This window comes from Thalassospira sp. A3_1, assembly GCF_017744215.1.
GTDB lineage: Bacteria > Pseudomonadota > Alphaproteobacteria > Rhodospirillales > Thalassospiraceae > Thalassospira > Thalassospira lucentensis_A.
The window spans coordinates 54341-80027 of the sequence record NZ_JAGHQQ010000004.1 but is presented as its reverse complement, the minus strand read 5'-3'; the positions used below and the strand labels follow the sequence as shown (position 1 = coordinate 80027).

The window sequence follows — 25687 nt, the reverse complement described above, 5'->3', positions numbered from 1 at the left end:
ATCAGAACATCCCCCCCGGGCCACGACGTATGGATTGGCTGGTGGCGACCACACCGCTGGTCGCGCCGATAACAATGTCGTCATTTTCGGAAATGCCACTGATGATCTGGGCGTTGATATTGGTGTTCATGCCGACCGTGACCGGCTTTTCAATCGTGTCACCTTTGTCGTTAAGAACCTTAACGGTATATAGCCCGTCCTTGTCCGGACCACTCAGCGCGGCGGACGGAATGATCAACGCATTTTCAACTTCGTTTAGTGTGATGGTGACTTCGGCTGTCATCCAGACGCGCAGGCGGTGATCCGGATTGGCGATGTCAAACAGACCATTGTAATAAACGGCTTCGTCATCGGTATTGTCGTCGTCATCCTCGATTCCGGTCGGGGCGGGTTCGATGGCGCGAAGGGTGCTTTCATAGCGCGTGTCGGGATCGCCCAGAATGGTGAAGCTGACCGGTTGGCCTTCACGAACGCGGATGACGTCGGCCTCGGATATTTCGGCCTCGACCGTCATGGTGTCGAGCTGTGCGAGTTTTATGATGGTCGGCGTGGATTGGGCGGCGTTCACGGTCTGCCCTTCCTTGACTGGCAGGGCAACAACCGTACCATCCATGGGGGCCAGGATTTTGGTATATCCCAGATCAATCTCGGCGGTATCAACGGCGATTTTTGCTTGATCGATTTGCGCGTTGAGCGCTGCGATTTCAGCCTTGGTCACATTAAGGGTTGCCTCGGCACTTTCGAAATCTTCCTGTGGCGAGGCATCAAGCGCACGCATCTTTTTCTGCCGTGCATAATCAAGTTCCGCCTGTTTCAGTTCGGCCTGCTTGGCGGCAAGCTGTGCCTTGATATTGGCAAGGGCGGCCTCGGCATCGCGCAAATCATTCTGTTGTGTTGATGGATCGATTTCGGCAATCAGATCGCCCTCCTTGATTTCATCACCGAGATCGACATGCAGTGCCTTGATCTGCCCGGACACCTGCGCGCCGACACTGACCAGTTTAGAGGCGGTGATGGTGCCACTTGCCAGAACCGTATCGGCAAGGTTGCCGATACGGGGTTTGGTGGTGACATAACCGGTTTTGGCTTCGGACGGGAACAGATAGGCCTGTGCCATCCATCCTGCTGCCAAGATGATGATCACGGCGATGACAAGGTTACGTGCGGTTCTGGATGATTTCTTCATCGGGCTTTCATGTCCTTGGATGAAACGCACCCGACGGCGAAAGGCAATTGAGCCATCGGGTATCCCAGACATAGCAACCCCTTTGTCAGAACGGGGTGAGGGGGATGAAAATGATCTGTAAGGAATGTGTAAAGTTCGCCATCCGTGCCTTTCGTCAGGCGTTTTAAGCGCTAGAATGTCATCATGAACAGGAATTAACCCGCATTTGAAAGACCCGGAAACCGTGACCAGAATTCTGCTTGTTGATGATGATGTCGAGCTCGGCACGATGCTGGGCGAGTATCTTGAAGGTGAGGGGTTCGAGATCGCCAACGCCTATAACGGCAAGGATGGCCTGCGTATGGCGCTGGATGGCGGGTTTGCAGTGGTGTTGCTTGACATCATGATGCCTGGCATCGGCGGGATTGAGGTGCTGCGCGAATTGCGCGCCAAAAGTCGGGTGCCGGTCATCATGCTGACCGCCAAGGGCGACGATGTCGACCGGGTTGTCGGGCTGGAACTGGGGGCGGATGATTACATACCCAAACCATACTATCCACGCGAGCTGGTGGCGCGCATTCGCGCGGTTCTGCGCCGGGCCGAACCGGTTGGCGAAAGCCGCCGAGATGCAGGCGGGCCGGACAATGGCGACGAAATCGTTCTTGGCAAATTGCGGCTTAATACCGCACGCCGGGTGGCGCAGTTTGATGGTCAAGACATGGAACTGACGGTATCGGAATTCAATCTTCTGGAAGTTCTGATGCGTGCCAGAGAACGGGCAATGTCAAAAAACGAGCTTTCGATGAAGGTGCTGGGCCGCCCGCGCGAGGTTTATGATCGTTCGATTGATGTCCATATGAGCAACCTTCGACAGAAGCTTCAATCTGTCAGTAACGATGTTGGCCTGATCGAAACTGTGCGCGGCTTTGGCTATCGTCTGAGGCAGGACATATGAGAGGACGGTTATTCTGGAAAATCCTGATCGGGTTTGCTTTGACCTTCATGGGGATCTGGCAGGGCGTGTGGCTTCTTTTTACGTTATATGGTGACCCACCCAAACCCTATCATGTCGGATATCTGCAGGAAACGGCACGCGGTTATATCGATACTGCTGTAAGTATTATCGAGGCCGAAGGTATTGGTGCGCTTGAGAAGGCGATTGCACACTGGCCCGACAATGAACGTGTCCGACTCAGTATCGAGCCGGATGCAAACCGCACCGACAGCTCCGTGCGCGGTTCCGTAACTGAAACATTCCCCCCCGTCCGGTTCGAGGAGATCCGCGAAAACGGGTTTCTGTCACGTGATGCGGTTAGCCCGGTCGGGTTGCTTGTGCATTTGAAGTTTGATGTGACCGATATCGTTGCGTCTATCCCGGAGCGGGGGCGGTTCAATGTGCCGACCCCGTTGGTGATTGCGGGCGTGCTGGGAGGGCTTGTGTTTAGTGGCGTGCTTGCCTGGTATCTGACCCGACCGATCCGCCAGCTTCAGGAAGGGTTCGAGCGACTGTCGACCGGGGATCTGACATGGCGACTGGGCGAAAAGATCGGCCGTAGACGTGACGAGATTGCTGATCTGGCGCGTGATTTCGATGTGATGGCCGTGCGATTGCAACAATTGATCGAGGCACGTGACCGCCTATTGAACGACGTATCGCATGAACTGCGGTCCCCGCTGGCGCGGATGCAATTGGCTGTTGGGCTAGCGCGCCAGAAACCGGAACGGATCGAAGGATCACTTGACCGGATTGAAAAGGAAACCATTCGTCTGGATGAACTGGTTGGTGAACTTCTGACCCTGTCGCGTGCGGAAAGCGGCGCCAGCCAGAACCAGACATGGCTTGATATTGACCATCTGCTGGGCCGTGTTGTTAGTGATGCCCGGTTTGAGGCCGAGGCGACCGGGATCAAGGTCCAGACAAACCTTGCGATTAAACGCAACTGGCACGGTGAAGTACCGGTGGTGGTCGGCAACGCCGAACTTCTGCGGCGGGCCTTTGAGAATATAGTGCGTAATGCCCTTCGTCATTCACGCGAAGGTCAACTTGTCCGGATTTCTGCCGAAGCAGATGCCAGTCGTAATGTTTTCTGCATCACCATATCCGATCAGGGGCCAGGCATTCCTGCTGAACAGCTTGAAAATATGTTTGAGCCATTCATTCGTGGGGAACCGGGGATAAACGGCGCCGGTTTCGGACTGGGTTTGTCAATTGCACGGCGCGCGATCAAGGCACATGGCGGGGAAATTTCCATTCGCAACCGGGATGGCGGTGGGCTGGATGTTTTGATTACTCTGCCATTTACCTTGCGCGTTGATGACGAATAAACAGATTGCTTCCATTTAACCCCTTGCGAAACCGGTACAATCCAATACCTCAACAGGGAAACAACCGGCGTCGCCGGAAAAATCGGATATCGACAAGGAGGACCATCATGACCAGCAAGCTGACCGTAACGACGCCAGACGGAAATTTCGATGCCTATGTCGCCATGCCTGCCAAGTTACCGGCACCGGTGGTGGTGGTTATTCAGGAAATTTTTGGTGTTAACGCCGTGATGCGGGGCATTGCCGATGACTATGCCAAGCAGGGATATATTGCGGTTTGTCCCGATCTGTTCTGGCGGATCGAGCCAGGGATCGAAATCACCGACAAGACCGAAGAAGAATGGAAACAGGCATTTGGCTATTATCAGGCATTTAATGTCGATAAGGGCGTCGAAGATATCGCCGCAACCATTCAGGCAGCGCGCAAGCTTGATGGCGCAAATGGCAAAGCCGGGGTTGTCGGTTTCTGCCTGGGCGGGCTTTTGACCTTCCTGTCGGCGACGCGCACCGATGGCGATGCGTTTGCGGTCTATTACGGCGGTGGGATGAACAATTATGTCGGCGAGGCCGGAAAGATCAAACAGCCGGTGATCATTCACCTTGCCGGGAATGATGAGTATATCCCCGCCGATGCGCAGGCGGTTATCAAGGACGCGCTTGATGATCATCCGTTGACAGAGCTGCATTTCTATCCAGGTCGTGATCACGCCTTTGCGCGTAAGGGAGGGGCGCATTACGACGAGAAGGATGCTGAAACCGCCAATTCAAGAACGGCCGAGTTTTTCAGCGCCAACCTTGCCTGACCTTATAAAAGATACCAGAAAGGGCCGCAAATATGCGGCCCTTTTGTTTTGGGGGGGGCGGATCGTTGCTGGACCGCATGTCAAATTATTTGTATGAGGAATGCAAATAGACCGATCATGGGAGGAAACAAAATGAAACTGCTGCGTTTTGGCGCTGTTGGTGCCGAAAAACCCGGATTACTGGATCAGGGCGGCGTAATCCGAGATTTGTCGGCGGTGATCGAGGATTTCAATCCAGATACCATTTCTGATGCCACCTTTGCCAAAATTGCCACCCTTGATCCGGCAGGCCTTCCAGTCGTCTCAGGCAACCCGCGGATCGGTGCCTGTGTTGCCAAACCGGGCAAGTTTATCTGCATTGGTCTGAACTATTCCGATCACGCGGCGGAAGCAGGCATGCAGGTGCCACCTGAACCGATCATCTTTTTCAAGGCAACGTCGGCAGTTTGCGGCCCGAATGACGATGTGGAAATTCCGCGCGGTTCGCAAAAATCCGACTGGGAAGTCGAACTGGGCATCGTGATCGGCAAGGAAGCCAAATATGTGACCGAGGCAGAGGCGCTTGATCATGTGGCAGGTTACTGTGTGGTCAATGATGTGTCCGAACGCGCATTTCAGCTTGAACATGCCGGGCAGTGGGTGAAAGGCAAAAGCCACGACACGTTTGGTCCGATCGGCCCGTGGCTGGTGACACGTGACGAGATTGCCGATCCGCAGAACCTGCGCCTGTGGCTGGAACTGAACGGCGAACGCGTCCAGAATGGCAGCACCGCAACCATGGTTTACGGCGTTGCCCATCTGATCAGCTATCTGTCGAAATTCATGACCCTGCAGCCGGGCGACATCATCACAACGGGGACCCCGCCCGGTGTCGGTATGGGCATGACGCCGCAGCGTTTCCTGAAACCTGGCGATGTCATGGAACTTGGCGTCGAGGGGCTGGGAAGCCAGCGTCAGAAAACCATTCAGGCCTGATGAGGCTTGCTAGCAAAATGAAAAGCCCCGCAGCATATGTTGCGGGGCTTTTTTGATGAATCAGCCTGCGGCCATGGCATCAAGTTCCTGTCGATGGGCATGAAGCTTGTGGAAAATGGCATAGCGCCTATCGTGGGCGTCCTTTGCGGTTTGGTCCGGCGCGTGGATGGTTTCCTTGCCAGCCATCCGGCGCGACGCAAGTGCAAGACCGCCTCCGGGATCAAGGGCCGCCGCACCCAACATCGCGGATCCCAGCAGGACCGGTTCGGCACAGTCGGACATCACGACATTGCAGCCGGTGACGTCGGCATAAAGTTTGACCAGAACCGGGCTTGCAGTGTGTCCGCCGCTTAGATGGATATGTTTGATGTCATAACCGGTCGCGTTCAGGGCATCAATGATATGGCGTGTGCCATAGGCAATGGCGCAGGCGGTTGCCCAGTAAAGGTCAAGGAAGCTTTCCTCGCTTTGATCAAGGCTTAGGCCCGAAATGACGCCAAGGGCCTCTGAGTCGGCAAGTGGTGACCGGTTGCCATGAAAATCGGGCAGAACATGTAGGCGCGGCGCAAGATCGGGTGTTTCCATCATCCGGTGCAAAAGTTTTTCGCCGGCAAGCTTGTGAGCATCGCGACCCATGGCATGCGAAAAAGGATGCATGGCAACAATGTGATCAAGCAATGCACCGGTTGCCGACTGGCCGCCCTCGTTAAGCCAAAGGCCCGGCGCAATCGCCCCGAAATAGGGGCCCCATACGCCCTTGATGAAGCGCGGTTCGGATGACAGCGCCATATGGCAGGTCGAGGTCCCGGCAATCATGGCGAACCGTTCATCCAGATTGCCATCCAGATATTCGCCAAGTGTGCCAAGGGCCCCTGCATGGGCATCAATCAAGCCTGCACCCGCGACGCAATCGGTGGTCAGGCCAAGTTCGGCCGCACTCTGTTCGGACAAATTGCCGATCAGATCGCCAACACCCAATGCCTTACGGTCAATTCTGGCCTTGCCGGGGAAATCATCAAGGCCTATCTGATGAAGAAATGCGCGATCCCATGGATCATCCTGATGGGCCAGATAGGTCCATTTGCAGGTTATCGTGCAGCAGGACCGCTTGTTGCTGCCGGTTGCGCGGAAAGACAGGAAATCGGCAAGGTCGTAAGCTGCACCCATTTTGTCCCAGTTCTGACGGTGGTGGCGTTTTAACCACATCAGTTTGGGCAATTCCATTTCGGGTGACATGGTGCCGCCGATATATTCAAGAACCTTTGCGCCGGTTTTTGTGCATTCTTCGGCCTCGCGGACCGCGCGGTGGTCCATCCAGACAATAACATCCCAGTTATCGCCGCCGTCTGGGGTGACACCAAGCGGACGGTTATTGGCATCGCGGATCACGAGCGAACAGGTGGCGTCAAACCCGATGGCTGCGACCTGATTGGCTGCGATGTTTGATTTTGCCAGCGCATCGCGAACCGACTGGCAAACCGATTGCCAGATATTTTCCGAGTCCTGTTCGACAAAATCGGGCTTTGGTTTGTTCATGGCAATCGCATGGGCGGCACTGCCGAGCAGTTTTCCATCCTGGCTAAACACGCCAGCACGTGCGCTTCCGGTGCCAACATCCACACCGATAATGACTTTGTCTGTAAGGCTCATATGGTATTCCTCCCGCGGGGCCGGTTGGCGGGAGCCCTGTATTTCATAGGCAAACCCGATCCCGGTTTTATGCATTCTTCGCGCGTGTTGGTCACCGCGATAAATTCGTGCTGTATGTAATTGAGCAAAAGTGCATCGATTGGTCAAATGTTCATTTTGATTGACGATGACATTCGCGATTGTATAGGCTTTTGTGATCAAACCCAACGAAGCCAGGTTCAACATGGCCCCCGGAAATGTCCAAGATAACGCCCGTAACCCGGCGTCGGCTCCGATCATGACCGGCAAGGATGTCGTTCTTTTCGATTGTGACGGCGTTCTGGTCGACAGTGAACCTATTTCGCTGGCGACGCTTGTCGATGTGCTTGATCATTATGGTGCACCGCTTGATCTTGCCGAAGTTGCCGCCCGTTTTACCGGGCGATCAAGTGCGGCACCGATTGAACATATCCGTAGCGAAACCGGACGGGATATCACCGCAGAATTCAAACCGTTCTTTTATGAACGGCTGTTTGCCCGCTATGACGTCGAATTGCAGAAAACAAACGACATCGAGGATGTCTTGACTGCATTGCGCCGCCGAAATGTCGCGTTTTGCATTTCATCAAGCAGTTCGGTGCAGCGCCTTGAACGCACGATGGCGGTTACCGGCCTTGGTCACTGGTTTGGTACCGACATCTATAGTGCGGATTTCGTCAAGAACGGCAAACCAGCACCTGATCTGTTTTTATATGCCGCCGATAAAATGGGCTTTCGCCCGGAACAGGCGGTGGTGATCGAGGATTCCGTTGCCGGGGTCAAGGCCGCGGTGGCCGCAGGCATGACCTGTATTGGTTATGTCGGTGGCGGGCACTACGCGGAAGATCGCAAAATTGCCGCAGCCCGGCTTTACGAAGCCGGGGCTGACGTGGTTTTTGATGGCATGCATGATATCGCAGCCCTGATTAGTCAGGGCTGATTTTATCTAGCGTTGACGCAGAAGGCTTTGATAACGGGCCTGACTTTGGCTGAGATGTTCGCGCATTGCCGTGCGGGCGGTTTCGGCATCGCGCGCGGCAATTGCATCAAAGATGCGATGATGTTCGGCCAGAATTTTCTGCATGTAGTTTTTCTGGTCTTCGACCTCTGGCGGACGGCGGCGCAATTGCGCGCGCGGGATGGTTTTATCGCCCAGATGTTCAAGGAACTCGACATAGCGCCGATTGTTTGTCGCATCTGCAATGGCGCGGTGGAACTCGAAATCGGCCTTTTCTGTCGGATTGCCGCGTTCGAACTGGTCGGTCATTTCCTGCAGGGCTTCGTAGATTTTCGCCTGCTGTGCCGCCGAACTTCGCGCACAGGCAAGACCGGCTGCCTCGATCTCGACCGCCATGCGCAGTTCAAGAATTTCCAGAACATCGGAAATCTGCGCGGAATCGACAGCAAAGATTGCGCTACCCAGTTTGCGTGGGCTGGGGGCGAGCACAAACACACCGGCTCCCTGGCGCGGTTCAAGCAAACCGTCGGCCTTTAGGGCTGCGATGGCCTCGCGCACGACCGTGCGACTGACGCCGAATTGTTCGGTCAGCACGGGCTCGGTCGGCAGTTTACTGCCGGGGGTGCGCATGCCGCTTTCAATTTCGTGTCGCAGGCTTGCAATGACCTTTTCGGTCAGGGAAACTTTGCGTGGTGCATTTCGCGCGGCGTTGTTGCTCATTTTCTTGCTCTGCAAATCCGCTATGATCGGAACCAGATGTTAATAATGACAAACTTAACATCCTGAAATAGTCCTACGATGTTGGTGACGGAAAGTCATCATATGATTTTGATATAGTGACGAGGCGACGATAATGGCCAAAACGGCCGAAGCTGAATATCGCTGGAACAGCGGCCCTTTCAAGGTCGGGATTGTGCCCCGTGGTGGCGCCATTTCAAGGATCGACTGGGTACATCCCGACGGCAACGGGGTGATCAACCTTTTGCGCCCGATTGACGACTATGCCCTGACATCGGGTAATCCGTCGCATCTGGGATGTTTTCCGATGGTGCCGTTTGCCAACCGGCTGGGTTATGCCCAGTTCGAATTCGACGGCAAAACCATCAATGTTCCGGCCAACCGGGCACCGGACCCGCATGCAATTCACGGATTTGGAATTTCCAGTGTCTGGGACATAGAACGCCCGACAGTTGATACCATCCGCTTCAATCACAAACATGACGATCCGCAGACGGGTTTTTGTTATGTTGCCTGGCAACAGATCAAAGTTGCAAACGATACCATTTCAATCGAAATCGGCGTGCGTCATCTGGGAAAGGGACCGATGCCTTATGGGATCGGGTTGCATCCATGGTTCCCCGGCGGCGAAAGCGCATGGGTGCAGTTTGTCGCGACCGACTGTTTTAGCACGGATGAGGGAAAATTGCCGACCACGCGCACGGTGATTGATCTTGGGCGTGACTTTGCCGATGGCAAGATGATCCGCCATCACAAGGGGCTAGATGTTCATTATATCGGCTGGAACAAACAGGCGGAAATGGTCTGGGCAGACCGGCAGTTAAGCCTGCTTCTGGAGGCCAGTGACACTTTGTCGAATCTGCAATTCTATATCCCGGAAAACGGCCAGACATTCTGTGTCGAGCCGGTGTCGCATGTACCAAACGTCCATAACCGTCCGGAATTCAAGGAATTCGGCGATGTCAGGGTGCTTGGCTATAACGATACGCTTTCTGGCGTCATGACCCTGACACCAGGCCTTTTGACCGGATCGGATAATGGCCTTGTCGATGATCACGAGGAACCGGTCGGCAGGCGGGATTATTCACTGGTCGACTGATTGCTTCCCCTTTACCCCTTCAGAATTTGCCGATAAAACTTACAAGTAAGAATGACAAGATGACAAGTTGATGGGGATTGGGGAAATGACCGGCTTGCAGCTTAAAATACAGAAGCGTGAAAAGCTTGCGGATCAGCTTTATGGGCAAATTCTGGAACAGATTGTATCTGGCAATCTGTCCGAAGGGGCAAAGCTGCCCTCTGAAAATGAAATATGTGCGTCTTTTGGTGTGTCACGGCCCGTGGTACGTGAAGCGCTGCGTAAATTGCAGTCTGACGGGTTGGTTTATGCCCGCCAGGGGGTTGGGTCTTTTGTCAAGAAACGTCCGCCACAAGGGTTGATCGAGTTTGGCGGCATCAATGATGTAGCGGGGTTGCTGCGCTGTTTTGAGGCCCGCATCGCGATCGAGGCGGCAACTGCACGCATGGCGGCGGAACGTGCCACGCTGCGCCATCATCGCGATATCGAACGCGCGCTTAAAATGCTTGAACAAGGCATTGCAGCCGGTGACATCGCTGATCAGGCCGATTTTGAATTTCATATGTCAATCGCGCGCGCCAGCGGAAATGATATTTTTGTCACCATGCTGACGTCGCTGCATGGCGTGATTGCCAAAACCATGAATGTCGCGCTTAACATCACCCGTACCGGATCGGCTGACCGGGTGAAAAAGGTTCTTTTAGAACATCGCCAGATTTATGATGCGATCCGCGGGCAGGACGGCGAGAGCGCGGAATTGCTGATGCGTTATCACCTTCATCAGGCCCGTCAGCGGGTAACCGACCATGCGCGTGATATGTAAAGTCGCGGCTATCACGCACAGAACATCCTGTAAAGTTTCCACGCAAATTTGTTGACAAGTGCCCCCGTGCGCCTGCACACAAGTCATATGACGAATTGCGTCGGGAAGAATACAGGAACGGATCATGTCAGGTGATATTTCAGCCATACAGCAGCCCCGCATTCTGCTGGAGGAACGGTTTGAACTGGGCGAATGCCCGAACTGGGACGGAGATAACAGCCGCCTTTACTGGGCTGATATCATTGGTCAGAAAATCCATGCACTTGATATCGAAACCGGGCAGCGCCACAGTTGGTCATTCGAGAGCGAAGTCGGCTGTTTCGGTCTGACCGATCAGGGGCGTCTGGTTGTGGCGCTGAAAAGTGACATTGTCCTGTTTGATCCGAAAACCGGTGAGCGCGAAAAACTGGCGGTTGTTGACAGCGACAATGACATGAGCCGCACCAATGACGGCAAGATCGGCCCGGACGGGGCGTTCTGGGTCGGTACCATGGATCAGAACATCGACAAGCAACCGGTAGCATCGCTTTATCGTGTGACCGGTAAAGGGCAGGTCGAACATAAGGCTGGAGGGATCAAGATTTCCAACGGTCTGGCTTGGTCGCCCGATGGACGGATCATGTATCACTCGGATTCTCGCGGGCCGTGGGTCAATCGCTGGAACTTTGATGCCAAAACCGGCGCGATTGGCAATTGCCAGCGTTTCCTTGATCTTGATGACACGGTCGGGCGTCCGGATGGTGCCGCGGTTGACATGGAAGGCTGCTATTGGAGTGCGGGTGTTTCGGCGGGCAAACTGAACCGTTTTGCCCCTGATGGCACATTGTTGCTATCTATTGACATGCCGATGCCAAATCCCACCATGCCGTGCTTTGGCGGGGCGGATATGAAAACGCTTTATGTCACCAGCCATATGGAAAACTACCCTGCGGAGAAACGCGATGAATTCCCCAATGCGGGCAAGCTTGTCATGTTGCGTGTCGATGTCGCCGGTGTGCCGGTCAATCGGTTCCGCGAAGGCGGATAAGATATAAGACCTGAATCAAAAGGGCCGTGCAGTTTGTTCTGCACGGCCCTTTTTCTTTTAGTTTTCCGGATGCCTTATCCGGTTTTGATGGTTGCGTGTGCTGTGCCGATGCCATCAAAGATTGCCTCGATCCGGCCATGGCTGGTCAGGGTCGGTACCGCACAGGCCCCGGTGGTGATGACGTCACCCGCCTTTAAATGTGTGCCGCGTTTGGCAAGGAAACCGGCGAGATAAGCCAAGCCGCCAAACGGATCAGGCCATGCGGCGGGATCGCTGTTCTGGGCGAGGATTTTGTCATCCGATCTTGTTTCGACCGGGACATTCAGAAACGCCATGTCTCGCCAGTTGGTGATTTCCGGGCCTAGCACCAGATAGCCTGTCGAGTTCAGATCGGCCAGTGTTGCAACCGGTCCCTGTCTTTCATGATATCTGCGGTCCGCGATTTCGATTGCCAGATGCACGCTTTTGATGTGGTCCAGAACCGTATCAATGGTGGCGTTGCCATCGGGCGTGCTAGCCATGACCACGGCAATCTCGGCCTCGATATTTGGGAAATGAACATCATTTGTGGTGATGGTCGCCCCGTTTTCGATGATCCGGCCATCCAGCAACGGCCCGACCAGCGGCCCTTCAATCCCAAGCCCTGCCTGTGCAGCGCGTGTCGCGACCGAAAGCTTCCATCCGGTTTGCTTCGCGCCAGTCAGGGCAAGAGTGGCTTGCTGTATCTCGTAGGCAGTATCGAAGTCGACCGGACTCGCGTCTGCGGGCAGGGGATCTATCAGAATGTTTTGCTTAAACGCATCGGCCAGAATCCGGCTTGCCTTGGTGATGTCGGTCATTTTCCGCGCGCATCCTTCTGTTTTTGCGATGTTTTCAGCAGCGTAGCGGCATGAAAGCATAAAGTCATCATATCAATTGTCGGGAGTCGTGGATTTGCAGTGTCAAACCCGTTGATATGATGATTTGGTAGAAGGGGCGGTATGGGTCAAATTCCCGGTAAATCGCTGTTTTCTCGCTAGACTAAAGTTTGTGAGTAATATGATTGACATAATGATATGATGAATTTATAGAATCATCATAGGTTATGTCGCCGATTTATGAATTGAAGGACGATTTATGCATTATCAGGATCTGAAAACGGCAATTGGTGCCGGGCTTCTTTCTTTCCCGGTTACGCCGTTCAAGACGGATGGTTCGCTGGATATGGATACCTACCGTACACATGTTGGCTGGCTGGCCCAGTATCCGGCAGCAGCGCTGTTTGCGGCCGGTGGCACAGGCGAATTTTTCTCGCTGACCCCGGCGGAAGTCGTTCAGACCGTCCGCGTTGCCAAGGAAGTTGCCGGTGATACCCCGATCATTGCCGGTTGCGGTTATGGTACGGCAATGGCCGTCGAACTGGCGCGCGAATGTGAAAAGGCCGGTGCGGATGGTCTGCTTCTGCTGCCGCAGTATCTGGTTGGTGCCCCGCAGGAAGGCCTGTATGAGCGCGTCAAGGCGGTTTGTAATGCGGTGAGTATCGGTGTGATTGTTTACAACCGCGACAACTCGATCCTGTCTGCCGAAACGCTTTCGAAATTGTGTGACGAGTGTCCCAACCTGGTCGGCTTCAAGGATGGGCACGGCGATATCGAACTGGTAACGCGCGTTTGTGTCACGATGGGGGATCGTCTTTCCTATATCGGTGGGATGCCGACAGCCGAAGTTTTTGCCAAGGCATACAAGGCGGCGGGTGTGACCACCTATTCGTCGGCGATCTTCAACTTCCTGCCCAAGCAGGCATTGGAATTCTATGACGCGCTAACAACTGACGACGATGCGACGATGAACCGCATCCTGACCGATTTCTTCTATCCGTATCTTGCGGTGCGTGATCGCGGCACGGGTTATGCCGTGTCGATCGTCAAGGCAGGGATGCGCGTTATTGGCCGTGATACCGGCCCGGTTCGCAGCCCCCTTACCGATCTGAGCGGTGAAGAACATGACATGCTGGCTGACGTTATCCGTAAGGCGTTCGGCGAGGACGCACTTAAGGCTGCCTAAGCTTGACGACCCCGGCAGGTGGCTTCTGCCGGGATTACCTCTGTGACGCCGCAAAAGCAAATGGCGCGCAAAACTCGGCTGTTAGAAAACCATTACTTGTTGTTACAAGTGACAAGATGTAAGGTTTTCTGACAACAACTGGTCCCATCAGGGAAAACAAGACTTTAACGTTGAATGACATAAAGTCACGGGAGGAATATCAATGAACAAGTTTATGAAGACCACCACACTGACACTTGCCGCAGCGGCAATGTCGGTCGCCTTTGTCGCCGGTGCGCAAGCACGCGAATGGCGCGGCTGGAACATCCATCCGGCAGACTATCCGGTTTCGACCGGGATGGAAGAATTTGCCCGTCTGATCAATGAAAAATCCGGTGGCGACCTTGAAGCCAAGGTTTATCACGGCGGCGTTCTGGGCGATCAGCCCGATGCCATTCAACAGGTTCGCCTTGGCGGTCTGGACTGGGCTGTTTTCAACCTCGGCCCACTCGGTGAAGTTGCGCCTGAAGCAAACGTTGTTTCGCTGCCTTTCATCTTCAAAAACGTCGATGCCATGCATGAAGTCATGGACGGTCCGGCAGGTCAGCAGATCGCAGACGGCCTTGCCGAAGCAGGTCTTCAGGCTCTTGGCTGGTACGATTCCGGTGCGCGTTCCTTCTATAACACCAAGCATCCGATCAACACGCCCGAAGATCTCAAAGGTCTTAAATTCCGCGTGATGAGCAACGATTTGTATGTGCAGATGGTTGCAGCCCTTGGTGGCAACGCTACCCCGATGCCGTATGGCGAAGTTTATCAGTCGTTGAAAACCGGTGTTATTGATGGTGCGGAAAACAACTATCCGTCCTATGACAGCTCCGGCCATTTCGAAGCTGCCAAATACTATTCGGTGACCCAGCATCTGATCCTTCCGGAATGCCTGTGCGTCAACAAGGCGCTTTATGACGGTCTGTCAGATGACGAGAAAAAAATCCTTCAGGAAGCCGCTGATGAGTCGGTCAAGGTTCAGCGCGCTGCCTGGGCAGAACGTGCAGAAAAGTCCAAAGAGAAAGTTGTTGCAGCCGGTATCGAAGTGAACGAAGTCGCCGACAAGGCAGCGTTCCAGGATGCGATGCAGCCTGTCTATGACAACTTCATCAAAGCCAATCCGGATCTGGCCGATCTGGTCAAGGCGATCCAGGACGCCCAGAAATAATTGATCAAGACATAGAAGGGCGGCGACATTTTCGCCGCCCTTCTTTACGCTTGTATCCGGTCTTTTTGTTAATCCATTTCTGGCGGCGTGCGAATGCTTTCACAACTCACCGGGATGCTTGACCGTTTGGGTGGCGGACTAGCCAAAATCCTTAATCTGATCGGTGGAATTGCGCTGGTAGCGTTGATCCCCAGTTTTGCCTGGCTGGTTTTCGGGCGTTATGTCCTTAACGAAACCCCGACCTGGGTCGAACAGATTTCCCTGATCCTGATTGTTCTGATTACTTTTCCGGTTGCTGCGGCCTGTATCCGTGACAACAGCCATCTTTCGGTATCGTTTTTCCGCGATGCATTACCGCCCAAGGCCGCGGCTGTTTTGGCGTTGATCAGTTATGCGGCCATGGTGGTATTCGGTTTTTACATGTTGGTAGGCGCATACGATCTGGTTGTTTTCAACTGGGCCAAAAGCATGCCGATCATCCACGTTCCCGACGGATTGCGATCCATTCCGATGCTGGTCTGTGGCGGGGGTATCGTATTTTACAGCCTCGTGCATATCCTTAAAATCATCACGGGCTGGAAAACCATCGCGCATAGCCGGTTTTACAGCGACGAATTGCTTGATAAGGACACTGAATAAATGGGCATGACCATTCTTTTGGGCCTGTTTGCCACTGGTATTGTCATTGGCATGCCCGTTGCCCTTGCACTTGGTATTGCGGCCCTTGCGACCTTTTTCTTCGAAGGTCTGCCAACCCTGATCGCGTTTCAGCGTATCGGTTCGGGCATCAGTGCCTTTTCGCTTCTGGCCATTCCGTTCTTTATCTTTGCCGGTGAACTGATGCTTCATGGCGGGATTGCCAACCGGCTGGTGCAGTTTGCAACCGCACTGGTCGGCAGCCGCCGCGGCGGACTTGGCATTGTGAACGTGTTTTCATCGATGCTGTTTGGTGGCATTTCCGGATCGGCCGTAGCCGATACCTCTGCACTCGGCTCGATCCTGATCCCGGTGATGAAAAAGGAAGGCTACCGTGCCGATTATGCGGTCAACGTTACGGTGACCTCGTCGATCGCGGGTATCATGATCCCGCCCAGCCATAACATGATCCTCTATGCGGTTGCGGCCGGTGGCGGGATTTCGATTTCCAAGCTGTTCATGGCGGGACTGGTGCCGGGCATCATCATGTGCCTGCTGATTGGCCTTGCGACATGGCTTGTGGCGATCAAGCATGGCTATCCGGCTGTACCGTTTCCGGGATGGCGGGTTGTCGGGGTTACGGCCATTCGCGCCATTCCGGGCTTTTTCACCGCCGTCATTATCGTCGGCGGTGTATTGAGCGGTGTGTTCACAGTGACGGAATCCGGTGCCATCGGTGTGGCCTATGCGTTGATCATTACCGGGCTTGTCTATCGCGAACTGAACTGGGCCGGGTTTGTTGCGGCGGTCAAACAATCGGCGAAGACTACGGCCCTTGTTATGCTGCTGGTCGGATGTGCGTCGGCCTATGGCTATATGCTGGCGTTTTATCAGGTACCCGATGCATTGGCGCATGCGATTACATCCGTCACCGATAACCCGATCATGGTTCTGTTGCTGATCAATGTCATGCTGCTGATTGCCGGCATGATCATGGATATGGCCGCATTGATCCTGATCTGTACGCCGATCTTCCTGCCGCTGGCGACCCAATTCGGCATGGACCCGATCCAGTTCGGTATGGTGCTGATGATGAATTTGGGGCTTGGCCTTTGTACGCCACCGGTCGGCTCCTGCCTGTTTGTCGGTTGCGCGATTGGCGGGGTGAAGATCGAAAAGGCCGTCATGACGATCTGGCCGTTCTATCTGGCGATCCTGACGGCGCTTATGCTGACAACCTATGTACCGGCGATTTCCCTGACGCTGCCGAACCTTGTGTTTGGCGGGGGCTGATTGCGGACCAAGATGACTTCAAAGAGGAAGACGATGAAACGTTTGCTGATTACCGGTGCTGCCGGCAACCTTGGAAAAATCCTGCGCGAGGGGCTTAAAGGCTATGCCGATGTCCTGCGCCTTTCGGATATCGCACCGATGGACCCGGCCGGTCCGGGCGAGGAAGTCGTGCCGTGCGATCTTTCGGATCGGGCGGCTGTGCATGAACTGACCAAGGATTGCGACGGGATCATTCATCTGGGCGGAATTTCGATTGAGGCCGCATTTGATGACCTGCTGCAGGCCAATTTCCTTGGCACCTATAACCTTTATGAAGGTGCGCGCAAAAATGGCAAGCCGCGCATCCTGTTTGCCAGTTCGAACCACGCCATCGGGTTCCACAAGCGCACGACCAAGCTTGATGACAAATCCGAACTACGCCCCGACAGCCTTTATGGTGTCACCAAATGCTATGGCGAGGCATTGGCAAGCTATTACTACGACAAGTTCGATGTCGAAACCGTCTCACTTCGCATCGGGTCGTGCTTTGAAAAGCCGCGAGATCGCCGGATGCTGTCGACATGGATGAGCCCGCGCGATTTTATTTCCCTGATGAAGGCGGTATTTGATGCGCCGATGACTGGCCATCTAGTGATGTATGGTGTGTCGAACAACCGGACGAAATGGTGGAGCAACGACCACGCCGACCTGATCGGCTGGCAGCCGCAGGACAGTTCCGATATCTTCCGCGAAGAAATCGAGGCAGCCTTCCCGGCTGAGGATCGCCATGATCCGGCTGTGATCTATCAGGGCGGTGGTTTTGCCGCCAAAGGCCACTTCGAAGACTGATCCTTGATTTTTGTTATGCATATAAAGGGCCGCATAAGCGGCCCTTTGTTGTTTTTGGTGAAAAAACGCTGCTGCATTTCGTCTATGAGATAATGACCAGTTACTTTCGGCATGAGGAAATTGATGTTCAGATCAAGCTCGTTGACGGATGATATTATACTGTTCGAGATGGTTGACGCGCAAAGTTCTGCCGATGGGGAGAGCTATATCAGGGCTCTTTACGTACTATCGGCCCGAACGGAACCGGTGATATTGATCATGCTTTTTACCGGGCATGTCGAGCAGGATCACGAAACCCGCAAACAGGCGGCGCTTTGGTTCAGGCAGAACCGAGACCGGTTGCCGTGCTTCGCCAAGGGACTGATACAGGTGGAGCCGGATCACGAACATGACCATGTCGAAGAGGTCGAGAACAGCAACTTTGCAAGAATGCTGCCCTTTCCCCTTAAACATGCGCATAGCTTTGACGAGGCCTATGCACTGGCGAAGAACTGGCCGAAGACCTAGCGTTTGCGGATTGCCAGAAACAGGAAATACGCCGTTCCGATCAGGGCGGCGATCAGGCCGGTTGGTAACTGCTGGGGATAAAGCATATTTCTGGCCATCCATTCGGCAATCATCATCACATTCGCCCCGATCAGAACTGCGCCCAGCAAATGCCCCCCCGCAAGCCGGTAACCGGCAATCCGTGCGAGATGCGGTGCCATCAGCCCGACGAAGCTGAGCGGTCCGACAAGCAGCGTTGCACTGGCGGCAAGGATGGCGGCAAGCAGCATGATGAAGAACTGGAAACCTGAAATGCCAAGGCCAAGCGAGGTGGCCTGATCATTGCCAAATGACGCCAGCTCAAGCGGGCGGCGCACCGCAATCACCACAACCAGCAAGGCTGCGGTGACCCCCGCGACGATCAGGACTTCGTCCATGCGGGTGAAATAGGTTGTGCCCGCCAGCCACGAAATCAGCATTGATGTTTGCGTGCCACTGCGGGTCAGCGCAATACGAACAATCGCGCCCAAAATGGCAGTTAAGGCCAGGCCGTTTAGCAACAGGTAATGCGGGGCGTGGGTGAATTTCCGGCATAGCAGTAGCAGGACGATCAGCGAAATGATCCCGCCGGCAGCACCGACAAACATCAGTTCGGCACGTTGTCCGAAGCCAAAGAAAACAAGGGCGATGATCATGGCGAGTGCGGTGGCAGAACTGACGCCGGTGATTTCCGGGCTGGCCAATGGGTTGCGCCCGACGCGCTGAATTAACGTGCCTGAAACTGCGAGAGCCGCGCCGCAAATGATCGCGGCAAAGGTCCGTTCGGAACGTTGGAGGACGATGTCATGGAAGCTTTCACCACCAGTCAGAAATACGAAATCATGACCGTTAAACGACACAAACAAGGATAAGCCCAATCCTGTAACCAGCCCTAATACCAGCAGGCGGCTCAGCAGATTTTTCGAGACAATATGCTGATCTGGATGATGGTCCTCGCTTTGTTGGCCGGGCATGATCCGGGCCTTGCGCAGGATCAGTATGATAAATGGCGCGCCGATCAAGGCAGTGGCTGCACCAGTTGGAACGATGTCGCCATCAAGCCCGTTCATCTGCCGGACAATAAAGTCGATACACAATAATGCAAAGCCGCCGGTCAACAGCGAATAGATCATCAGATCGCGCGAACGTGTCAGACCGGCAATACGCAGGGCGGCAGGGACGGCCAGACCGATAAAACCGATCAACCCGGCAGCCGAAATGACCGATGCGGTGATGAAAACGGCAAAGCCCAGGATCAACAGCCGCAAGATGGTGACGCGAGCACCAAGCGAGCTTGCGGTGTCGTCGCCAAGGGCAAGAAGATCAAGCGGGCGCGAGAGAAGCAGAACAACAGCAACACCGACCAGCAGGCGGGGCAAAACAAACTGCGTTGAGTCCCAGCCGTTTTGCGCGAGGTCACCCGCCCCCCACATGAATACCGATTGCAGATACTGTTCGTTAAACAGCAGAAAAATCTGCGTACCCGATTGCAGCATCAGATTGATGATCATCCCGGCCAGTATCAGCCAAAGCGTCGCATTGGCGCGCCGCGATGCAATCAGGTAAACCGCGCCAAGGGCGATCATGCCACCGGCAAGGGCCGCGACTTCCTTGAACGGGGCGAGTGCCGCCGGGGCCAGAAGCAGGAAAACCGTCAGGGCAAATTCAACACCTGCACCGACACCAAGGGTCGTCGGTGATGCGAGCGGATTACGCAATACCGTCTGGATCGCTGCCCCGGCGAGGGCCAAACCGGCACCACAGATAAAGGCCATTGTGATCCGGGGCAGGGTGCTGAAATGAAACAGGATCTGATCGAAATCAGTTTCGTCGGGATGAAACAGCACATTCATCCCGGCCCCCTTTTGAAGGAACGGCCAAAGATCATTGATCAGGATTGCAACCGAACAGATTGCAAGTGCAAGGCATAGGAGCGCCGGGCCGCGATAGAAAAACCGGCTTATGTCACGGCTCGTTTCGCCGCTCATTTAACCGGGCCACTTTCCATGCTTTCGGCAAGAAGCCGGGCAAAGCGCAGGGCGGATGGCATGCCGCCATATGCCCAGACGACAGGCAGTTCGTAAACCCGGTCGTTGCGAACGAAATCAAGGATTTTCCACACCGGCGATGCCCAGACCTTTTCGCGGATCACATCGGGTACCGGGTTCAGGTACACCAGCGTATCCTGTGCACGCGGGCCAAGGATTTCGACGCCCCCCTTGGCAAAGCCCCAATTGTTGACCGGACCCTGATAGGCCAGTGGTAGATCCATTTTCGCCAGGACGGTGCCGGGCAGGGACGATTTGCCATAAAGCCCGATATGGCTTTCGGATACGAACTGGGTGATTGCAAGGGCGCGGCCCGGCGGCATGGCAGCCCGGATGCGAGCACCATATTCAGCGAATTTGTCATCGGCATCGGCAAGCCATGCGGCGGCTTCTGCCTCGCGCCCAGTGGCTTTGGCGAGTGTATCGAAAAGTTTACGGGCTTCGGGCAGGGCATCGCGGTTGTTGTTATAGATCGACAGAACAATGGTTGGGGCGATGGCATTGAAATTGTCATATGCCATTTCAATATCCTTGCTGATCACGATCAGGTCGGGCTTGGCATCGCGCAGGGCTTCGATATTGGGGGCCGCGCGCTGGCCGATGTCGGTAAAGTTTTCGGGAAGGTCAGGTTTGGCAACCCAATCAAGATAATCGTCGGGATCGGCAATCGCGACCGGATCAAGCCCAAGAGCAATGACCGTTTCGGTCGTGGCCCAGTTCGTTACCGCAACGCGTTTTGCCGGTGCGTCAAGGGTCAGTGTGCCGCGTTCATGCTCAATCGTGACAGGTTCGGCGATTGCCCTTTTGGGTGCAAGAGGTGCGGTCAAACCGGCGATCACTGACAGGCAAAGAAACAGGTATCTGGTCATTTCGATTTACGATCCGTGTGCGTCGGTGATGGCGTCGGCAAGCTGTTCGGCAAAACGTACTGCTGACAAAAGTCCACCGAATGTCCAGCTTGTCGGGACTTCATAAACGGTATTTTGCCGGTTGAACGGTAATGCTTTCCAGACCGGGGAGCCAAACAGTTTGGTTTTGACAGCCGCGGGTGTCGGTTCGATATAGGCGAAGTGGGTCGGGCCAAGTTTGGCCAGGTCACCAATTTCGCCGTTGCTGAACCCCCAGCCATTGACCGGGCCGGTCCAGGTATTGGCAAAACCCATCCGCGCCAGCGTCGATCCGAAAAGCGATGTGGTGCCGTGAATGCGGAAATGGGCATCGTCGAGGATGCGCACGACCGCGAATTTCGCATCGTCGCCAACCGCCTTGCGGATGCGATCGGCGGCGGTAGCAATACGTTGATTGGCAGATGCGATGATTTCTTCGGCTTTGTCACTACGCCCGGTCAGTTGGCCGACATTGCGCATCAGGTCTTCGGCCCTGTCGAGAGCAGGCTGGTCGGTGTTATAGATCGAATAGACCATGGTCGGCGCGAAGGCCGAAAGTTTGTCATAGGCCATGGCGACGTCGCTGCTTATCAGGATGACTTCGGGGCGGCTGTCGCGCAGGGCTTCAAAATTCGGGGCCATGCGGGTGCCAAGATCGACAAACTCGGCGGGCAATGCCGGTTCGACCACCCATTCGCGATATCCGTCAGCCTCGGGTATGGCGACCGGGTCAATGCCAAGGGCCAAAACCGTTTCGGTCAGTGACCAGTTCGATACGGCAATCCGGTTCGGTGGGGTCGCAAAATTCACCGTTCCCATTTCGTGGGTATAGGTTTCAGCCAGTGCGATTGACGGGGCGATGGTCGGGGCAAGGATGCCGGTAGCAATCACGCAGGAACAGGCGATTGAAGCGATCAGGCGGTTTCGCATGGTCAGGACCCTAAGCAATGTAGCTGACATAATGAGCGGATTCCGGCAGGCGGATCACCCCGATTTCGGTTTGGAAAATATCGCGAAGCGTATCGGCCTGCATGAAATCGCTCGCTGTTCCCTGCCAGCAGGTGCGACCGCCACGAAGGGCGAGGATATGATCAGCAAAGCGCCCCACCATGTCGATATCATGCAGAACCGCAATCACGGTCAGACCGATTTCTGATTTAAGATTGGCGACAAGTTGCAAGATGTCGCGTTGATGTCCGACATCAAGGGCAGATGTCGGTTCATCAAGCAGCAGAACCGGTGCATCCTGGGCAAGCAGCATGGCAAGCCAGACGCGTTGGCGTTCCCCGCCCGAAAGGCTTGCGACAAAGCGGTCGGCAAAATCGGTAACGTGGGTCATTTCCATGGCGCGTTCGATTTTTTCGTGATCGTCCGACCGATAGCGGCCAAAGGCCCCGCGCCAAGGGTAGCGGCCAAAGGAGACCAGTTCGCGCACGCTGAGATGGGCAGGCACAATCGGGCTTTGCGGCAGGTAGGCGACCTTGCGGGCGAAATCACGCGTGCTGTGCGTATCAAGGATTTGGGTATCCAGTGTGATCTGGCCGGATACAGGTTTGTTTTTCCGCGCCAGCAATTTCAAAAGCGTGCTTTTACCCGATCCGTTATGTCCGACAATCGCGCTGAATTCGCCGGTTGGGAAGGACACCGAAATATCGCCCAGCAGCGTTTTCGGGTTCTTGCCTTCGCTTTGGAAGGAGACATTTTTCAGATCGAACATTGGGCGGAAACTCGCAAGAATTCGGTGCCGTTGCAAAATCGCGGATCGCATCCGGCAAAGCAGGCTGCATGAATATGAGAATGCCTATCAATAACCTGATAAAAATGCAACCGAGTTGCGATTGCATTTTGTGGCAAAAGTAAATCATCATACAAAATGACTTTTCAGATTTGGCCTTTCGCGATAGCAATAGACATAATGGTTTCCCTGCACCGGATCGCGGTCGAACGGTCGTCCGGTCTGCATTAAAGGGAAGGGTCAAAACGGGGGAAACCCGCCAAAATATCAGGGAGATATCATGTCCAAAGTCAAAACGGTCCTACCGAATTTGCGCTGTACGCTGGGCGAGGGACCGCATTGGGATGCCGGGGATGGCGTTCTTTACTGGGTGGATATTGTTGGTAAAACCGCATTCGCATTGCGCCCGCGTGATGGCGGTTCGCGAAGCTGGACGTTTGATCAGCCGGTATCGGCGATTGTGCCCCGCACAGGCGGCGGACTTTTAGTGGCACTGGCCGACGGTTTGGCATTTCTGGATGCCGAAAGCGGGCAGACGACGCCGTTTGTTGCCCCGGATGCCGATCATCCCGGCAATCGGTCAAACGAGGCGCGGGTTGATCCGGCAGGACGATTCTGGCACGGGACCATGCAAAACAATATCGGTCCGAATGGCGAAGACCTGCCGGTGACGGTATCGACAGGAACGTTGAACCGTGTCGCACCGGACGGCGACATCAAACGCTTTGTCGCCGATATCGGGATTTCGAACACGTTGCTGTGGTCTTCTGATGGTACAAAGATGTTCTTTGGCGATACGATCAGGAACACACTGGATGTTTATGATTACGACATGGCAACCGGCACGCCGTCCAACCCCAAGCCGTTCTTTGGCCCGCATGAGCGGGGCAACATGGACGGATCGGCGATGGATGAGGATGGCTATATCTGGAATGCGCGCTGGGGCGGGAGTTGTTTGATCCGGTTTGCGCCTGATGGCTCGGTCGATCGTATCGTCGAACTTCCGGTGACGCAGCCGACGAGTTGTGTGTTTGGCGGGCCGGACCTTAAAACACTTTATATCACGTCGGCATCCGTCGGGCTTACCGGTAATGGTAACGAGCTTGAAGGCGCGTTGCTGTCGATTGAAACCGATGTGGCGGGGCAGGGCTGTACCCGGTTCGCCGGTTAGGCGGGTATCGAGTTGAGGGGCTGCAGGCCGTTTTGCAGCCTGCCGTTGCCTTGATGAAATAACATAACTTTAATCAGTAATTTTGCCGATTTTTGGCCTTGGTTTTCTTGTTGTTTGCGGTCACGATTGCGAACGGGGGACTACACCCAATAATAACTTGAGCAAACTGAGGCCAGAATGAAACTCTCTTCATGGATTTGGGGAAGGTTGCAGTCGGTATTGATGATCGGGCTTCTGGTCCTGGTCACGGGCTGTGCCGGACTGCAATCCAATCAGGACCGGGTAACCGGCACCGTCGTTTTCCGCGAAAGAATTGCCCTGGCACCAAAAAGTGCAAATCTTGTCGTGCGACTTCTTGACGTATCAAAGGCTGACGCGCCGTCGACCGAAATTGCATCCATAACCCATCCGGCGACCAATCCGCCAATGGTGTTTATCCTGCCTTATGACGCCAAACAGATTGATCCACGCCATCGTTACGTGATCGAGGCAAAGATTGTAACCAAGAATGGCGATCTTCTGTTTCGCAATGATCAGGCATATCCCGTGCTGACCAATGATGCGCCCGATGATGTCGAAGTGATGGTCAAACGCGCCGGGCCGGGATCAGCGGCGGCCGCGCGCAATGGCGGCAGTTCGGATGTTGAACGCGATGTTGCCGCGATCGAGGCACGTCTGCCCGATCTGCGGATGATCCCGGGCAGTTATAGTGCCGGGGACAGCAAGGCGACATTCAAGGCCTATGTTACTACCGATGGGCAGCCTGTCTATGTGGAGGAACATCGCGATCTTGGGGATTATGGCAAGTCGGATGTCAAATTCTATTATCGCAATGGCAAACTTCTGCGATTTGTTGAAGATGCCAATCGCACAAATTTTGGCGGAGCAAGTGACGGTGATGTGCTGAACTTTACGCTTAATCTTGATTTTGCCATGGGCCGATTTGCCGGGGGATCGAAAACCGTCAATGGCGTACCTGGCACCCCGGACGAGCACGAAGTCAGCGGGGCGATGGCGCAAAGCAAGGTCGCATTAAGCCGGATCGAGGCCGCCCTTGGTGAAGCTGCAATGGCACCGGTTACCGGGCGCCAGACTTTTGTCTGCGAGGATAAAAGCCGGTTCTATGCCACTTTCGAGGGGCGCAAGGGAGAGGCGGTTATTGAATTTCTTGGCCGTGAGCCGCTTGTCCTGAACATCAAGCGGACCGGTTCCGGGTATGAATATGCCAACGAGATGTATTCAATTCGTGGCAAGGGGCAGGAAGCGATCTGGACCGGGCCGAGTGGTTCGACCAAATGTGCGGTTTCTGCCGAAATTACCGGGCTTGCCCTTGCCCCCGGCGATTTTCCGGTCGTTGATATCACGGAGCTTGAAAAACCGGAAAATCCGGAATGGACCCGCTTCATCAACGAACTGATGCCCGCAATCAATTCCTGCCTTGCGGTATCAAGCGGTGATCTGACATCGGTTCTGAAAGCCTGGCCGTTGAACCATGGCATGGTCGGCGTTCGCACGATCAACAGCAATGGCGGGCGCTATGACTGCCTTGCGCCGACCGACGGGCTTGGCGAAGTTCATACCGAACTGGTCGAGGCCAACACCAACCGCCTGCCCGGGGAGGGCAATGTACGTTTCACCCCGGCAAGTGGGGCCTATCCCGGCGGGGAATGCTTCAGCCACCAACGGCTTGAACATAACGGCATCTTTATCGGCTGGCTGTCGCGTAACAACTGCACGAGCTGATGGCCGAAAGTCCCTAACAGAAA

24 protein-coding genes are annotated in these 25687 nt (G+C 54.8%); 16 read left to right on the top strand and 8 right to left on the bottom strand.

What is annotated here, in order from left to right; all coding sequences use genetic code 11:
- Position 1: 1 nt before the first annotated feature.
- Entirely contained in the window at positions 2-1186 is a 1185-nt protein-coding gene (locus tag J7395_RS17155) for an efflux RND transporter periplasmic adaptor subunit (RefSeq protein ID WP_209222659.1), read from the bottom strand.
- 223 nt (positions 1187-1409) lie between these two features.
- On the opposite strand from J7395_RS17155, the gene J7395_RS17150 reads away from it, so the two are divergent.
- From J7395_RS17150 to J7395_RS17135, 4 genes are all read left to right on the top strand, one after another.
- Positions 1410-2120 carry a response regulator transcription factor gene (locus tag J7395_RS17150; RefSeq protein WP_220150749.1) on the top strand — a complete coding sequence of 237 codons (711 nt, stop codon included), beginning with the start codon at positions 1410-1412 and terminating at the stop codon, positions 2118-2120.
- Positions 2117-3490: an ATP-binding protein gene (locus tag J7395_RS17145; RefSeq protein WP_209222657.1), complete on the top strand. Its 1374-nt coding sequence runs from the start codon at positions 2117-2119 to the stop codon at positions 3488-3490. The genes J7395_RS17150 and J7395_RS17145 overlap by 4 nt, the downstream gene beginning before the upstream one ends.
- A 107-nt stretch (positions 3491-3597) precedes the next feature.
- Complete coding sequence (locus J7395_RS17140; RefSeq protein WP_209222655.1) at positions 3598-4293, top strand: dienelactone hydrolase family protein; 696 nt, start codon at positions 3598-3600, stop codon at positions 4291-4293.
- 132 nt (positions 4294-4425) lie between these two features.
- Positions 4426-5268: a fumarylacetoacetate hydrolase family protein gene (locus J7395_RS17135; RefSeq protein WP_209222653.1), complete on the top strand. Its 843-nt coding sequence runs from the start codon at positions 4426-4428 to the stop codon at positions 5266-5268.
- A 60-nt stretch (positions 5269-5328) separates the two neighbouring features.
- Here the strand turns inward: J7395_RS17135 and J7395_RS17130 are convergent, their stop codons facing one another.
- Complete coding sequence (locus tag J7395_RS17130) at positions 5329-6918, bottom strand: FGGY-family carbohydrate kinase (protein WP_209222651.1); 1590 nt, start codon at positions 6916-6918, stop codon at positions 5329-5331.
- A 277-nt stretch (positions 6919-7195) separates the two neighbouring features.
- Here J7395_RS17130 and J7395_RS17125 point away from each other — a divergent pair, with 277 nt between their 5' ends.
- Complete coding sequence (locus tag J7395_RS17125) at positions 7196-7876, top strand: HAD-IA family hydrolase (protein ID WP_247742255.1); 681 nt, start codon at positions 7196-7198, stop codon at positions 7874-7876.
- Positions 7877-7882: 6 nt separating this feature from the next.
- Here the strand turns inward: J7395_RS17125 and J7395_RS17120 are convergent, their stop codons facing one another.
- Entirely contained in the window at positions 7883-8614 is a 732-nt protein-coding gene (locus J7395_RS17120) for a FadR/GntR family transcriptional regulator (RefSeq protein WP_062950776.1), read from the bottom strand.
- A gap of 133 nt (positions 8615-8747) precedes the next feature.
- Here J7395_RS17120 and J7395_RS17115 point away from each other — a divergent pair, with 133 nt between their 5' ends.
- The 3 genes from J7395_RS17115 (at position 8748) to J7395_RS17105 (ending at position 11560) form a co-directional block, all read left to right on the top strand.
- The gene (locus J7395_RS17115) at positions 8748-9731 is read left to right on the top strand and encodes an aldose 1-epimerase (protein ID WP_209222647.1); all 984 of its coding nucleotides are present in this window, start codon (positions 8748-8750) and stop codon (positions 9729-9731) included.
- Positions 9732-9816: 85 nt separating this feature from the next.
- Positions 9817-10533: a FadR/GntR family transcriptional regulator gene (locus J7395_RS17110; RefSeq protein WP_082824712.1), complete on the top strand. Its 717-nt coding sequence runs from the start codon at positions 9817-9819 to the stop codon at positions 10531-10533.
- A gap of 124 nt (positions 10534-10657) precedes the next feature.
- Positions 10658-11560: an SMP-30/gluconolactonase/LRE family protein gene (locus tag J7395_RS17105; RefSeq protein ID WP_209222645.1), complete on the top strand. Its 903-nt coding sequence runs from the start codon at positions 10658-10660 to the stop codon at positions 11558-11560.
- Positions 11561-11634: 74 nt separating this feature from the next.
- Here J7395_RS17105 and J7395_RS17100 read toward each other — a convergent pair whose 3' ends face one another.
- Positions 11635-12399 carry a fumarylacetoacetate hydrolase family protein gene (locus tag J7395_RS17100; RefSeq protein WP_209222643.1) on the bottom strand — a complete coding sequence of 255 codons (765 nt, stop codon included), beginning with the start codon at positions 12397-12399 and terminating at the stop codon, positions 11635-11637.
- 277 nt (positions 12400-12676) lie between these two features.
- Between J7395_RS17100 and kdgD the strand changes: the two genes are divergently transcribed.
- From kdgD to J7395_RS17070, 6 genes are all read left to right on the top strand, one after another.
- Positions 12677-13603, top strand: a complete 927-nt coding sequence (kdgD, locus tag J7395_RS17095; protein WP_209222641.1) for a 5-dehydro-4-deoxyglucarate dehydratase — start codon at positions 12677-12679, stop codon at positions 13601-13603.
- 202 nt (positions 13604-13805) lie between these two features.
- Positions 13806-14798: a TRAP transporter substrate-binding protein gene (locus tag J7395_RS17090; RefSeq protein WP_062950788.1), complete on the top strand. Its 993-nt coding sequence runs from the start codon at positions 13806-13808 to the stop codon at positions 14796-14798.
- 93 nt (positions 14799-14891) lie between these two features.
- On the top strand, positions 14892-15437 hold the full coding sequence (locus tag J7395_RS17085) for a TRAP transporter small permease (RefSeq protein WP_062950793.1): 546 nt from the start codon (positions 14892-14894) through the stop codon (positions 15435-15437).
- A complete protein-coding gene (locus J7395_RS17080; protein ID WP_209222639.1) occupies positions 15438-16727 on the top strand; it encodes a TRAP transporter large permease in 1290 nt (429 codons plus the stop codon).
- A 33-nt stretch (positions 16728-16760) separates the two neighbouring features.
- A complete protein-coding gene (locus J7395_RS17075; RefSeq protein ID WP_062950797.1) occupies positions 16761-17555 on the top strand; it encodes an NAD(P)-dependent oxidoreductase in 795 nt (264 codons plus the stop codon).
- A 141-nt stretch (positions 17556-17696) separates the two neighbouring features.
- On the top strand, positions 17697-18062 hold the full coding sequence (locus J7395_RS17070) for a hypothetical protein (protein ID WP_247742254.1): 366 nt from the start codon (positions 17697-17699) through the stop codon (positions 18060-18062).
- On the opposite strand, the gene fhuB is transcribed toward J7395_RS17070, so the two are convergent.
- From fhuB to J7395_RS17050, 4 genes are read right to left on the bottom strand one after another with little or no spacing between them, the layout of a single operon-like run.
- The gene (fhuB, locus tag J7395_RS17065; protein WP_209222635.1) at positions 18059-20068 is read right to left on the bottom strand and encodes a Fe(3+)-hydroxamate ABC transporter permease FhuB; all 2010 of its coding nucleotides are present in this window, start codon (positions 20066-20068) and stop codon (positions 18059-18061) included. The genes J7395_RS17070 and fhuB overlap by 4 nt on opposite strands.
- The gene (locus J7395_RS17060) at positions 20065-20997 is read right to left on the bottom strand and encodes an iron-siderophore ABC transporter substrate-binding protein (protein ID WP_209222633.1); all 933 of its coding nucleotides are present in this window, start codon (positions 20995-20997) and stop codon (positions 20065-20067) included. The genes fhuB and J7395_RS17060 overlap by 4 nt, the downstream gene beginning before the upstream one ends.
- 6 nt (positions 20998-21003) lie before the next feature.
- Positions 21004-21975, bottom strand: coding sequence for an iron-siderophore ABC transporter substrate-binding protein (locus tag J7395_RS17055; RefSeq protein ID WP_247742253.1), 972 nt, complete (start codon positions 21973-21975; stop codon positions 21004-21006).
- Complete coding sequence (locus J7395_RS17050; RefSeq protein WP_209222630.1) at positions 21956-22732, bottom strand: ABC transporter ATP-binding protein; 777 nt, start codon at positions 22730-22732, stop codon at positions 21956-21958. Before J7395_RS17050 ends, J7395_RS17055 begins: the two co-directional genes overlap by 20 nt.
- A 298-nt stretch (positions 22733-23030) precedes the next feature.
- Here J7395_RS17050 and J7395_RS17045 point away from each other — a divergent pair, with 298 nt between their 5' ends.
- A complete protein-coding gene (locus J7395_RS17045) occupies positions 23031-23921 on the top strand; it encodes an SMP-30/gluconolactonase/LRE family protein (RefSeq protein WP_062958534.1) in 891 nt (296 codons plus the stop codon).
- A 177-nt stretch (positions 23922-24098) separates the two neighbouring features.
- Positions 24099-25664 carry a YbaY family lipoprotein gene (locus J7395_RS17040; RefSeq protein WP_247742252.1) on the top strand — a complete coding sequence of 522 codons (1566 nt, stop codon included), beginning with the start codon at positions 24099-24101 and terminating at the stop codon, positions 25662-25664.
- The last annotated feature ends 23 nt before the right edge of the window (positions 25665-25687 follow it).